We start from the raw sequence: 12980 nt of genomic DNA, 5'->3' as shown, positions 1-12980 counted from the left end.
TTAGGGATGTGACTGCGTTTGAATCTACTGAAAAAATGGCTGAATACAGAGCCTTATTTAATTGTGCTGCTCATTGTACTGACGCCGATTGGCGGAGAGTTTAAATTTTATCCGTTTGAGGACAGCTTTCGGGTCAGCTTTGGAACCGTTGTCTTTTTCTTTATCCTGCTTCAAATGAAAAGATTTCCGGCATGGACAAGCGGCATTATCGCTGGGATATCTGTTTTTGTGTTTCGCGTGCTGCTTGATACAACTGTGACAGGGCATCTTCCGCTGGAAGAGGCAGTTTCATTAAGATTTCCTTCCCTGCTTTATTATGTTGTCTATGGCACACTCTTTTATTTATTGAAGGTCAGACGTTTCCGCGATCAGCCATGGCTGATTGGAGCAACAGGCATCGTCATGGAGCTGTGCGCAAGCGTTCTTGAAATCATCGCACTTCGAGGCACGATGGATGAAATTTTAACGGTGAGGACGCTGTTCCAATTATTTGTTTTGGCGATTTTCAGAAGCTTTTTCGTATTGGCTTGTTATACAATGATTCGCTTATATGAAGAGCAGGCGAGAGAGCGTCAGATGAAAAAAGAAAAGGAACATCTGCTGATGCTTCTGTCTAACCTTTACACAGAATCTACATATTTTCATAAAACACTCGCACATGCTGAGCACATTACAGCCACATCCTATCAATTGTATCAATCCCTTCACCACGCAAAGGATGTGGAATCATTGGATTTGAAAAAGCTCGGTAAAACCGCCTTGCAGATTGCAGGAGAGGTGCATGAAATCAAAAAGGATAACCAGCGGATTTTTTCTGCCTTATCAAAGCTGATTCATGAGGAAAACTTCCAGGCTTATGAGAGTCCTTCTCATATCGCTGGGCTTGTCATTCGCATTCATGAAAATTATGCAGAATCTCTTAAAAAAAACATCGTCTTTCATTATGATGAAGATGGGCAGCATCCCGCCTATCACGTGTATACCATTCTATCTTTGTTAAATAACATCGTATCCAACGCTGTGGAAGCCATTCCTGTAGAAGGAGAAGTGTCACTTTCTATTTCACGGAAAGAAAACCGCGTGATTTTTCAAATCAGTGACAACGGACCCGGCATTAAAGAACGTAATCATCATGTGATTTTTAAACCGGGCTTCACTTTAAAATACGATCAGGCTGGGAATCCATCGAGCGGTATCGGGCTTGCCTATGTAAAGGATACAGCGGAGAAGCTTGGCGGAAGTGTTGAGATGAAGAGTATCCCAAATGAACAAACGATTTTCACATTAACGATACCAGTAGATCAAGTCAGTAGAAAAGAGGGGATTGGGAGATGAGATTTTTTATTGTTGATGATGATGAAGCCGTTCGTTCTTCACTGGCACAGCTCATTGAAGATGAAGAGCTTGGCATTGTGGCCGGGGAAGCAGAGGATGGCGCAGAGTTAACAGCCAGCTACTTAAATGATTTGCACATTGATATCTTATGTATTGATCTATTGATGCCGGAAAGAGACGGGCTTGAAACGATTCGAGCGATCAAGGATGAGTTTCATGGAAAATACTTAATGCTGTCACAGGTTGAAACAAAGGAATTAATCGGACAGGCGTATACGCTTGGCGTCGAATATTATGTGACAAAGCCGATCAATCGTGTAGAGGTCTTAAGTGTTCTCCATCTCATGATTGAACGTCTTCATTTAGAGCATTCAATTGAAAATATTCAGCACTCACTCAAATCGGTCATGCAATTTCAGCAGCGCGGTCAGACGAAAACGAAGCAGCGGGGGAAAAGTCTTGCAGAGGCGGGGCAGTTTTTGCTGGCGGAGCTTGGTATTGTTGGGGAGAAGGGGTCTAAAGATTTATTAGATATGATTCTGTTTATAGACCAGTATTTATCGCTGCATGCTGATCATCATGATTCCTTTCCTTCTTTAAAGATCATTTTCACTGGGATTACGGAGGATAAGTTAGGTGAGCCCTATACATCGGCAGACATCGCAAGAGAAGCAAAGGCAGCCGAACAGCGGGTAAGACGTGCGATCAACCAATCATTAAAGCACATCGCATCACTTGGGCTAACCGATTTTTCTCATCCAACGTTTGAAAATTACGCATCTAAATTTTTCGATTTCACCATCGTACGAAAAAAAATGAGTGAATTGACGAAAGAGATGAGCGGAAGAGAAGAACACACCCGCATCAATGTGAAGAAATTTGTGCAGGTGCTTTATTACGAAGCGAAACGTATTTTTATGGAAGATTAAAAAAAGACATGCTCTCCAATTAAGGAGACATGTCTTTTTTTGTGATGGATTGCAGGTGCATCTGCAGTACGGAGCGTATGAGCTGAGGCGGTATACGTTCGGGCTGCACGATTCCATTCAATGCAAGCCCATTGATGACCGCATAAAGCCGCTCAGTTTCTAATAAAAGATCGATATCAGTTAGCAGCAGCCCATCCTCTTTCAATTTCGTTAAACAATATTGCACCGTTTGGAAAAGCTCGTCATACATCTTTGCATTGAGCGGCTGTAGATCTGGTTCAGTCAGCGCCTTGACTGTAAAAGCCTGCCACACCTCCATTTCAAATTTTCGTTCTTCATCAAGTGGAAGAAGCTGCTCCAATAAAGTGAGGACATTTTCCTCCGTTGAACCGTTTAATGCAAGCCCTGTAATCCGCTCCTTGACTCTTTCCTGAATTAAATTCATAGAGAAGAGAAATAACTCTTGCTGTGTGGAAAAATAATGACGCATAGAGCCGGCTGAAATTCCAGCTTCGACTGCTATTTTTCGTACAGAAGCGTTTTCCAATCCCTCTTGTTTAATCACTCTCATTGCAGCTTGAGCGACCTTTTGTTTTTGTTTATGGTGATCGACGATTTTTGGCATACATTGATTTTAGCATAGCTGTTGTTTTTTTAACACAGATGTGTTATTTTTTATTTAATACAATCGTATTAAAAAGGATGTGGAGAAATTGGTCGGGTTATTGATTGTGGCATGTGAAATTGGTTTTTGGCTGTTTATTCTAATGGGCTTAACGCTTCGTTATGTGTTTAAACAGAAAAAGTGGGGTGCTTTTTTTCTTGTCTGTACGCCGGTTTTAGATCTCATCCTTCTTGCGGCTACTTATATAGATTTAAGGCAAGGGGCTGTGGCGAGTGTTATCCACGGGCTTGCGGCTGTTTATATTGGTGTGAGCCTTGCCTTCGGACATCAAATGGTGAAATGGGCAGATGCTAGGTTTGCCTATCGATTTGCAGGAGGTCCTAAGCCAAAGGGAAAACCAAAGTACGGGAAAGAGCGGTCTGTGTATGAAATGGTCGGCTGGGCGCGGCATTTCATTTCTTATGTTATTGGAGCGGGGCTGTTATATGGATTGACCTATCTCATCCAAGCACCAGAGCGGACGGAAGCGCTGCTGCAGCTTGTCAATACATGGGGGATGATCTTAACGATTGATTTCATCATTAGCATCAGCTACGTCATTTGGCCGAAAAAACATCCAGAAAATATAACAGGCTGACAAAAAAGACAGGCGGATTCACTCCACCTGTCTTTTCTTATGATGACAGCCCTTTGTAAATGGTGTCGATATTCCATTTCATCATCTTATAGTAGCTGTCTCCATCTTCGCCTTCTTTTCCAATAGAGTCAGTGAAGACTTTTCCTTTGATCGGAACCCCGGTTTCCTCAGAGAGGCTTTCAAGGCTGCGTTTATCAACACTTGTTTCAAGAAAGAGTGCAGGAACTTGATGATCTTTGACAAAATGAATAATGCGCTTCATTTGTCCTGGTGTTCCTTCACTTTCTGTGTTGATCTCCCAAATGTAGCCGGCTTTCAATCCATACGCCTCTGCAAAATATTTGAATGCCCCTTCACTTGTGACAAGGAGCTTTTTATCTTTTGGCAGCTGATCAAACTTGTCTTTAGCTTCATCGTGAAGAGCTTGAAGCTTTTTGATATAGGCTTCTGCATTTTTTTCGTAATCCTCTTTATGTTCAGGGTCCGCTTGAATGAGCGCATCTCGGGCATTTTGGGCATAAAGGATCCCATTCTCGACATTCAGCCATGCGTGCGGGTCCTGCTGGCTTTCAAGGCCTTTTGAGGATAAATGCTTCACTTTGACGCCTTTACTCAGCTCGGCTACAGGGGCATCATCCCCGTCCTTGCCGCTCGATTCAAGCAGCTTTTGAAACCAGCCGTTCCCTGTTTCAAGGTTCAAGCCATTATATAGAACAAGGTCTGCATCCGTCGTATACTGAACATCCTTTGGCAGTGGGTCAAATTCGTGTGGATCTGTACCAATAGGAACAATGCTGTGAATAGAGACATGCTGCCCGCCTACTTCCTTCACAATGTCATAAAGAATGGAGTAGGTCGTGACAACTTTTAATGTGCCGTCATCTTTACCGGAATTACTTTGCTTGGTCGAACAGCCTGCGATGATCATAAGGGCAATGAATACTGCGGTCAAACGGATAGCAAATACCTTCTTCATAAATGTCCTCCTTTTACATAGACGCTTCCTTTTTTAAGTGCGTTCGTTTTCGTTTAGATTTTAATGATTTCCATAGAATGCCTTGCTTTGGTGAAAAGATAAAGGCACTGCCGAATAAAATGGTCGCGACCAGCACGATGGAAGCGCCTGATGACAAGTTATACGTAAAGCTAAGCCCAAGACCTACGACAGCAGAAACAGCACCGAAAAAAGCAGATAAATAAATCATGATCCAGAGCCGGTCCGTTAAGAGATAAGCGGTGGCTGCCGGCGTGATCAGCATGGCAACGACAAGAATAATCCCAACGGTTTGCAGTGATGCAACGGTCACAAGGGTCAATAAGGTCATGAGAAAATAATGAATCATACGATTCGGCAAACCGTAAACCGAAGAAATCACCGGATCAAATGAACTAATGAGCAGTTCCTTGTAGAAAACAATGACGGCTAGCAAAATGAAAATACCGATTCCCAGTGTAATCCACATATCAGATGATCGAACAGCTAGAACGTTTCCAAATAGAATATGATATAGATCACTTGAACTTTTCAAAAATGTGATCAAAATAATCCCGATTGAGAAAAAGGCTGTAAAGACAATGCCGATGGCAGAATCATTTTTTATGCGGCTGTTTTGACTCACATAACCGATCCCAATTGCTGTTAACACGCCAGTTAAAACAGCCCCAAAGAAAAAGTTAATTCCAAGCATATAAGAGATCGCGACCCCTGGCAGTACGGCGTGTGAAATGGCGTCTCCCATCAGGGCCATGCCGCGTAAAATGATAAAGCAGCCGATAACACCGCAAATGATGCCTACCATGACAGATGTAAATAGCGCTTTTTGTAAAAAAGCATATTCAAAGAGTCCGGTTAAAAATTCCATTACACGTCTCCTCCTGCTGATTTTAAGAATGGCAGCTGTGTTTCATATGCTTCCAGCATGATCTCTGGGCGAAGGATGTCGTGTACAGGCCCTGATTTGATGAGTTTTTTATTTAACAGAACAAGATGGCTGAAATAATCATCTGCCTTACTCAAATCGTGATGGACAACCAAAATGGTTTTCCCTTCATTTCGTAATTCCTTCAAAATGCGAACCATCGTTTCTTCACTTGCCATATCAATTCCGACAAATGGTTCATCCAAACAGAAGAGCTGTGCGTTTTGAGCAAGTGCCCTTGCAAGGAAGACACGCTGCTGCTGTCCGCCGGATAACTCACCGATTTGTCTTTTGGCAAAGTCCTGCATCCCGACTTTTTCTAAACAGTGATACGCATATGCCCGGTCTTCTTTTTTTGGACGTTTGATTAGTCCGAGCTTCGGATATGTTCCAAGTAGTACGGTATCCAGTACATGAATCGGAAACGTCCAATCTAAATCATTTCTCTGCGGTACATAGGCGATCTGTTTTCTGACTTGTTTAAAGGGCTGTTCAAAAAAACGAATATCCCCTTGGTCTTTTTCAATGAGATCCAAACATGCCTTGAGTAACGTCGATTTACCAGCACCATTTGGACCGATGATTCCTGTCATTGTCCCTTCCTGTATGGAAAGAGAGACATTCTCTAATGCATCCTGTCCGTGATATGAGACATGAAGACGGTCGATTGTTAAAGCATTTGACATCTCTTGCGGCCCCTTTCAATCATCATTGCACTTCCTAAAGATATATGCATATATTAAATAATTTTGACTAAAGGATGAAATGATTCTCTAATGCTAATTTGTTTCCTTAGGGAAACTTTTATTTTATTCTAAGCGTCTGTCCTTCTTTTGTAAAGAGAAAAACTGCAAAATGATCGTTTTTATGTTATGCGGGGAGCGGAGGACATGAGCTTGGTTTTTTGGAAATCCGTGTGACAGAATAGGACACAAAAAACCAATGATTTCTTCAGAAATGATTGACAGAAGACAAGAACTCCTCATATAATAAAGGTAATCCAATATATGAATATATGCTCATATATAAAGTTTTTGGTTTTTAATAGGTTTCATCGATCCAGGGAACGTTACTTATCATATAGAAAAAAGGTGAGAACATGAAAAAAATGAAGGATGAATACGTATTAAGCGGTCTTGATTGTGGAAACTGTGCACGTAAAATTGAAACAGGTGTCAGCAAAATGGATGGCGTTGAAGCTTGTTCCGTTAATTTTGCGACAGGGACATTGACTGTCACACATGCAGATAAGCAAGAAACGATGTCAAAGCGTATTGAAAAAACGGTTCAGTCCATCGAACCTCATGTGAGTGTATCACCAAAAGAAGAAGGACATCACCACGATCATGATCATGGGACAAAAAATTTAAAAGCGATTGTGCTCAAATTAATTGGCGGTGCAGTCATTGGAACAGCAGCTTATTTTATACCAGAAGATGGCTTACTGAAATTTATCATGTTTTTCGCAGCTTATTTACTAGTCGGCGGTGATGTGGTTTTTAAAGCGCTGAAAAATATCGTGCGCGGCCAAGTATTTGATGAAAACTTCTTAATGACCATTGCAACAGCTGGCGCTTTTGTGATTCAGCAATATCCAGAGGCACTGGCAGTGATGCTGTTTTACCAAATTGGAGAGCTGTTCCAAGGGGCAGCAGTGAATCGTTCAAGACGATCCATTAGTGAATTAATGAATATTCGCCCTGAATATGCGAATCTCAAAGTAGGAAATGAAACGAAAAAAGTGAAGCCGGAAGAAGTAAAAGTCGGTGACCGTATCGTCGTGAAACCAGGCGAAAAAATTCCGCTTGATGGTCTCGTTATTGAAGGATTTTCACTTGTGGATACCTCCGCATTAACAGGTGAGTCTGTGCCGCGGGATGTAGAAGCAGGGAAAGAAGTTCTTGCAGGATTTGTGAATCAAAACGGTATTCTTGAAATTGAAGTGCAAAAGGGGCTAAGCGAATCGGCAGTGACGAAAATTTTAGATTTGGTTGAAAATGCGAGCAGCCGAAAAGCACAGACAGAAAACTTTATCACAAAGTTTGCAAAATACTACACACCGGCTGTTGTTGTATTGGCATTGCTGCTTGCCTTTGTGCCGCCGCTTCTCATTCCATCAGCTCAATTGTCTGACTGGGTTTACCGGGCACTCGTTTTCCTTGTGATTTCTTGTCCTTGTGCGCTTGTCGTGTCGATCCCATTAGGATTCTTCGGGGGAATTGGGGCAGCTTCTAAACGAGGCATCCTTGTAAAAGGCAGTAACTATCTAGAAGCACTAAACTCTGTGAGCTATGCTGTATTTGATAAGACGGGCACACTCACAAAAGGAAACTTTACGGTGACCAATATCGTGACAATGAGCGACAAGTGGTCAGAAGAGGAGCTGCTTTCTTTTGCAGCTTTAGCAGAAGCTCATTCCTCACATCCGATTGCTGAATCAATTAAAGCGGCATATGGTTCGCCGCTTGATGAAAGCAAGATCGAAGCATATGAAGATATTGCGGGACATGGAATTAAAGCAACCATCAGTGGTTCCCAAGTGTTAGCGGGAAATCATCGCTTGATGGAACGAGAAGGCATTTCGTATGAAAAAGAAAAACGAAGCGGAACAGTTGTGTACATGGCCATTAATGGTGAGTTTGCCGGATCGATCTTGATTGCAGATGAATTAAAAGATGATGCAATTGAAGCCGTCTCTGCTCTAAAAGCTTCTGGCATTCAAACAGTCATGCTGACTGGTGATGCCAAGCAAGTCGGAACAGCGGTCGCCCAGCAAATTGGCATTGATGAAGTACATGCCGAATTATTGCCGCAGGATAAAGTAACGAAATTAGAAGAAATTGATCAGATTAAAGCGCCTCAAGAAAAATTATTATTTGTTGGGGACGGCATTAATGATACACCCGTATTAGCAAGAGCAGACATAGGAATTGCGATGGGCGGACTTGGTTCAGATGCAGCGGTAGAAGCGGCTGATATCGTCATTATGACAGACCAGCCGTCAAAAGTTGCAGAAGCCATCGCTGTCGCTAAGCGAACAAGAAGAATTGTATGGCAGAACATTGCATTTGCCCTTGGGGTTAAAGGGGTTTTCCTATTACTCGGAGCATTTGGTATTGCGACCATGTGGGAAGCCGTCTTCTCGGATGTCGGTGTGACTGTACTCGCTGTTTTAAATGCCATGAGGGTAATGAAATAAAATTGTTAGGAAAAATTCATGAATACCATCTTTCATAATGAATCCCCTCTTGTTAAAATAGAAGAAGTTGGATAATGGCATTATTCTAAGCTATTATCCTTTTTCTTTTGAAGGAATGAAAAAATAAGGTAGGTGCTTATGTGAGTAAAAAAAATAATCAATCATCATCCATTAAATTTGCTGTCATTTTAACCATTATCGCAGCTCTTCTCATCGGATTATTCGTCGTCATTGGAAATAACAACAGCAAAGAAGCACAAACGGTTGACAGTAAGCCTTCTATTAAAGGACAGCCTGTCATGGGAGATAAAAACGCAGCCGTACAAATTGTCGAGTTTGGGGATTATAAATGTCCATCATGTAAATCATTTGAAACAGACATTTTCCCAAAGCTGAAAGCGGACTACATAGATAAAGGCGATGTATCATTTTCGTTTATTAACTTGCCACTTCCTGTTCATGGAGATGGCGCAGTGCTGGCGGCACTAGCTTCTGAAGAAGTGTGGAAAGAAGATCCGAAAAACTTTTGGGCATTTCATGAAGCTGTCTATCAAGCACAGCCAGATAGTGAAGCAGAATGGGTCACGCCTGCTAAGCTGACGGAGCTAGCGAAAAAGACAACAAAAATAGATACGGACAAGCTTAAAGATAACCTATCAAAGAAAACATATCAGCCGCAGCTGAACACAGACGATCAGCTTGTGAAACAATATAAAGTGAATGCAACACCAACTCTTTTCATTAACAACAAACAAGTCGAAAACTTTTATGACTATGATGAAATCAAAGAATTAATTGATCAAGAGCTCAAAGGGAAAAAATCATGAGGAATAAGCTTGTTTACTTATACAGTGCTTGGATCGTTTCTATCGTTGCGACGATGAGCAGCCTGTATTTAAGTGAAGTAAAGAAGTTTATCCCATGCGATATGTGCTGGTTTCAGCGCATTTTCATGTACCCGCTCGTGCTTTTACTTGGAATTGCGACATTCAGAGGCGATGTGAAAGTGAAATATTACGTTCTGCCTTTGGCTGTAATTGGCGCTTGTTTTTCTATCTATCATTATATGGAACAAAAGATACCTGGCTTTGCATCGATTCGCCCTTGCCTGAGCGGTATTCCTTGTTCCGTTGATTATTTGAACTGGTTTGGTTTTATCACCATTCCACTACTAGCCCTTATTGCATTTATTCTCATCATCATTAGTATGCTGCTGTTAAATGCAAAAGAAGATTGAAAGAGATAGCCTGCTTATAAGCGGGCTGTTTTTATTTTTGCAAAAAGATAAAATTTAAAGAAAATTTGTATTGCTTTTCACCTGTGTCAGATATACATTAATGGAGTAGTGTTAGATAATCAGATAAAGGTAAGGAGATAAGCGGAAAATGGCATGGGAAGTCTTAAGTATCATTGGCATTGTCGCATTCGCTATTAGTGGTGCGATTGTGGCAATGGAGGAAGAGTACGATATTCTTGGTGTGTACATTTTAGGGATTGTGACAGCATTTGGCGGTGGAGCGATTCGGAATTTATTAATTGGTCTGCCGGTGTCTGCCTTATGGTCACAGGGCAAAATGTTTACGATTGCCCTTGTATCCATTACGATTGTGTTTCTTTTTCCAAAGCTTTTGCTCAAGCACTGGAGCACATGGGGAAATTTCTCGGATGCGATCGGTTTAGCAGCGTTTGCGATTCAAGGCGCATTATTTGCTGTGCAAAGAGAACTCCCGCTCAGTGCAGTCATTGTGGCAGCCATTTTGACTGGAAGCGGCGGCGGAATTGTGCGTGATTTATTAGCAGGACGAAAGCCGCTTGTGCTAAAAGCAGAGATCTACGCCGTATGGGCAGCCCTTGGCGGCTTATTCGTCGGACTCGGCTTAGCGCAAGGAGAGCTTGCTTTATATCTGCTGTTTGTCATCCTCGTCGCATGCAGGGTTTGTTCCTACTTATTCAAATGGCGCCTTCCCGCCAGGTCTTATTTTTTAAATAAAGGGTAAAACGGAAAAAGGGCGATTCCGCTCTTTTTTTGTGTTTAATAAGAGCTGAATATCAGCAGATGATGGAGTTTTCGTGTAAAATAAAAACAGGGTCTTTTGTTCATCATTTGAACAATACATATGATGAAAATTTTGTCAGCAGGCTGAATATCTAGATTCAGCCTTTTTTTGCCTAGATGGATTGTTATGTGTTGGTTTCACTTTTTGCGGAATACTAAAAAAGCACTTCTGATCGGATGGATGATGAAATGAACACATCTTTGCATGTAAGCAAAACTTGACGAAAGATATACATAGGAGGGACATGTACTAGTGGAGATTTTTTTGGCAGTGCTCGTACTACTGGCACTCATTGCAGCATCTAATATTATCAATCGTTTTGTCCCCTTTATTCCCGTTCCGCTAATTCAAGTGGGCTTAGGAATATTGGTGGCAGCTTTTCCTTCAGGTTTACATATTTCTTTAAATCCTGAACTCTTCTTCGTTCTATTTATTGCGCCGCTGTTATTTAATGACGGGAAGCGTACCCCAAGGGACGAGCTATGGAAATTAAGAGCACCGATTCTTCTTCTAGCGCTTGGTTTAGTGTTTGCGACCGTCATTGTAGCGGGATATACCATTCATTGGATGATTCCAAGCATACCGCTTCCAGCCGCATTTGCGCTTGCAGCAATTTTATCACCGACAGATGTGGTGGCAGTAAGTGCTTTATCCAGCCGTGTGAATATGCCAAAGGGCATCATGAGACTGCTGGAAGGAGAAGGGCTGATGAACGATGCATCAGGACTTGTCGCCTTTAAATTTGCCATTGCTGCAACGGTGACAGGAGCCTTTTCAATTGCTCAGGCATCCTTTAGTTTTATACTGATTGCCGCAGGCGGTTTATTGACTGGATTTATTCTATCCTTTTTTATCATTCGTTTTCGCTATTTTCTCCGCCGTTTAGGAATGGACGATGTCACAATGCATATCATCCTACAAATTCTTACACCATTTGTGATTTATTTAGCAGCGGAAGAAATCGGTGTATCCGGAATTTTAGCCGTTGTGGCTGGCGGTGTGACACATGCCATTGAGCAAGACCGAATGGAAGCGAATTTAGCCAAACTGCAAATTGCTTCATCAAACACATGGAATATTATTTTATTTATTTTAAACGGACTTGTTTTCGTCTTACTTGGATTGCAGATTCCGGATGTTTCTACAGTCATTTTCCAAGATGAATCCTTTAATAACATGCAGGTGATTGGCTACATCTTAATTATTACGCTCTGTCTCATGGTGCTGCGCTTCTTATGGGTATGGCTGTTCTGGGCAGGGAAATGGAGTGCAACGAAAAAGCAAAATGTGAAAAAGCCGAAGTTTCGCGCCTCGATGCTCATGACATTCTCTGGTGTCCGCGGGGCTGTGACATTAGCAGGTGCCTTCTCTATCCCATTTACGCTCGCGGACGGATCACCATTTCCAGAGCGGCACTTGATTATCTTCCTCGCAGCAGGCGTCATCTTATGTACACTCATTATAGCCAGTGTGTTACTGCCTCTTTTATCTGAGAAAAAAGACAAACAAGTCGACGTGGACTTGGATACAAAGATTCAGCATGCGAAACGAAAACTGCTGAGAAGCGCGATTAAAACGTTAAAAGAGGGGATGAATGAGGACAACAGGGAAGTATCCCTTGCACTCATCAATGATTACCGAATGAAGCTGAGAAATATCCAGCGTGAACCATACCAATTCGGGATGAGAAAACAAGAGCGAAAAATCAGACTGCATGGTATCAAAGCAGAGCAGATGAAACTTCAACAATTAATTGAAGAAGAGAAAATTGACAAGGAAGAAGCTTATGAGCTGCAAGAGAGATTTCATGAGCTGGAAATGCTGTACTCAAACTCATTCAAAATTCGTTTTTCAAAGGTGAAGTTTCTCCGCTTGCTTCAATGGCTGCAATTATGGCGGCCGAATCAGCACATTTCAAACGGTATTTTAGAAAAAGAGGACTCGTACAAACAAATCCGTAAGAAAACGGCTGAAGCTGCGGTAGACTCGATCAAACAGCATATGACAGATGAAAACAAACAAACGTGCCACCAAGTGATTGGTTTTTACAACCAAGTGATTTTCCGCTGTGAACACGGTCCAAGCTTCTTCCAGCAAAAAGACCGTTCATTTGACCGGAAGAAAAAAGAGCTTAACTTCCAAGCTGTACAGTCGATTCGAAATGAAATTCAAACCTTATATGAAGATGGTGAGATCAATCGTGATATTGCCCATCATTTAAGGGAGTATATCAATGACATGGAGGCTGTTCTGCTCACTAATACGTGATGTTGTCATCT

The 12980-nt window shown here is 41.9% G+C and carries 12 protein-coding genes; 8 read left to right on the top strand and 4 right to left on the bottom strand.

Going from position 1 to position 12980, the window contains the following annotated elements:
- Window positions 1-18 precede the first annotated feature (18 nt).
- Window positions 19-1335, top strand: a complete 1317-nt coding sequence (locus M1D81_RS16010) for a sensor histidine kinase (RefSeq protein WP_456266378.1) — start codon at window positions 19-21, stop codon at window positions 1333-1335.
- Window positions 1332-2264 carry a response regulator gene (locus tag M1D81_RS16005; protein ID WP_456266379.1) on the top strand — a complete coding sequence of 311 codons (933 nt, stop codon included), beginning with the start codon at window positions 1332-1334 and terminating at the stop codon, window positions 2262-2264. The genes M1D81_RS16010 and M1D81_RS16005 overlap by 4 nt, the downstream gene beginning before the upstream one ends.
- Before the next feature lie 19 nt (window positions 2265-2283).
- On the opposite strand, the gene M1D81_RS16000 is transcribed toward M1D81_RS16005, so the two are convergent.
- A complete protein-coding gene (locus tag M1D81_RS16000; RefSeq protein WP_456266380.1) occupies window positions 2284-2889 on the bottom strand; it encodes a TetR/AcrR family transcriptional regulator in 606 nt (201 codons plus the stop codon).
- A gap of 88 nt (window positions 2890-2977) precedes the next feature.
- Here M1D81_RS16000 and M1D81_RS15995 point away from each other — a divergent pair, with 88 nt between their 5' ends.
- A complete protein-coding gene (locus M1D81_RS15995; RefSeq protein ID WP_456266381.1) occupies window positions 2978-3526 on the top strand; it encodes a hypothetical protein in 549 nt (182 codons plus the stop codon).
- Between the two features lie 37 nt (window positions 3527-3563).
- On the opposite strand, the gene M1D81_RS15990 is transcribed toward M1D81_RS15995, so the two are convergent.
- Genes M1D81_RS15990 through M1D81_RS15980 form a run of 3 tightly spaced genes read right to left on the bottom strand, consistent with a single transcriptional unit; the run spans window position 3564 to window position 6131 of the window.
- Window positions 3564-4502, bottom strand: coding sequence for a metal ABC transporter substrate-binding protein (locus M1D81_RS15990; protein ID WP_024423469.1), 939 nt, complete (start codon window positions 4500-4502; stop codon window positions 3564-3566).
- 13 nt (window positions 4503-4515) lie between these two features.
- Window positions 4516-5388 carry a metal ABC transporter permease gene (locus M1D81_RS15985; protein ID WP_456266382.1) on the bottom strand — a complete coding sequence of 291 codons (873 nt, stop codon included), beginning with the start codon at window positions 5386-5388 and terminating at the stop codon, window positions 4516-4518.
- Complete coding sequence (locus M1D81_RS15980; protein WP_456266383.1) at window positions 5388-6131, bottom strand: metal ABC transporter ATP-binding protein; 744 nt, start codon at window positions 6129-6131, stop codon at window positions 5388-5390. Before M1D81_RS15980 ends, M1D81_RS15985 begins: the two co-directional genes overlap by 1 nt.
- 413 nt (window positions 6132-6544) lie before the next feature.
- Between M1D81_RS15980 and M1D81_RS15975 the strand changes: the two genes are divergently transcribed.
- The 5 genes from M1D81_RS15975 to M1D81_RS15955 all read left to right on the top strand — a co-directional run bounded on the left by M1D81_RS15975 (window position 6545) and on the right by M1D81_RS15955 (window position 12969).
- Window positions 6545-8644: a heavy metal translocating P-type ATPase gene (locus tag M1D81_RS15975; protein ID WP_456266384.1), complete on the top strand. Its 2100-nt coding sequence runs from the start codon at window positions 6545-6547 to the stop codon at window positions 8642-8644.
- A 140-nt stretch (window positions 8645-8784) separates the two neighbouring features.
- Window positions 8785-9471, top strand: a complete 687-nt coding sequence (locus M1D81_RS15970) for a DsbA family protein (protein ID WP_456266385.1) — start codon at window positions 8785-8787, stop codon at window positions 9469-9471.
- Window positions 9468-9881: a disulfide oxidoreductase gene (locus M1D81_RS15965; RefSeq protein WP_041107782.1), complete on the top strand. Its 414-nt coding sequence runs from the start codon at window positions 9468-9470 to the stop codon at window positions 9879-9881. The genes M1D81_RS15970 and M1D81_RS15965 overlap by 4 nt, the downstream gene beginning before the upstream one ends.
- Before the next feature lie 148 nt (window positions 9882-10029).
- Window positions 10030-10641 (top strand): trimeric intracellular cation channel family protein, encoded by a 612-nt coding sequence (locus M1D81_RS15960; protein ID WP_456266386.1) that lies wholly within the window; start codon window positions 10030-10032, stop codon window positions 10639-10641.
- A gap of 312 nt (window positions 10642-10953) precedes the next feature.
- The gene (locus M1D81_RS15955; protein ID WP_456266387.1) at window positions 10954-12969 is read left to right on the top strand and encodes a Na+/H+ antiporter; all 2016 of its coding nucleotides are present in this window, start codon (window positions 10954-10956) and stop codon (window positions 12967-12969) included.
- The last annotated feature ends 11 nt before the right edge of the window (window positions 12970-12980 follow it).

The organism is Bacillus sp. JZ105, from assembly GCF_053903125.1.
The sequence above is the reverse complement of the archived record's forward strand: the minus strand, read 5'-3'. Positions and strand labels throughout refer to the sequence as shown.

Coding starts and splice junctions, on each gene's coding strand:
- M1D81_RS16005 (WP_456266379.1), top strand. CDS start 1,332: ATGAGATTTTTTATTGTTGATGATGATGAAGCCGTTCGTTCTTCACTG.
- M1D81_RS16000 (WP_456266380.1), bottom strand. CDS start 2,889: ATGCCAAAAATCGTCGATCACCATAAACAAAAACAAAAGGTCGCTCAA.
- M1D81_RS15990 (WP_024423469.1), bottom strand. CDS start 4,502: ATGAAGAAGGTATTTGCTATCCGTTTGACCGCAGTATTCATTGCCCTT.
- M1D81_RS15985 (WP_456266382.1), bottom strand. CDS start 5,388: ATGGAATTTTTAACCGGACTCTTTGAATATGCTTTTTTACAAAAAGCG.
- M1D81_RS15980 (WP_456266383.1), bottom strand. CDS start 6,131: ATGTCAAATGCTTTAACAATCGACCGTCTTCATGTCTCATATCACGGA.
- M1D81_RS15975 (WP_456266384.1), top strand. CDS start 6,545: ATGAAAAAAATGAAGGATGAATACGTATTAAGCGGTCTTGATTGTGGA.
- M1D81_RS15965 (WP_041107782.1), top strand. CDS start 9,468: ATGAGGAATAAGCTTGTTTACTTATACAGTGCTTGGATCGTTTCTATC.
- M1D81_RS15960 (WP_456266386.1), top strand. CDS start 10,030: ATGGCATGGGAAGTCTTAAGTATCATTGGCATTGTCGCATTCGCTATT.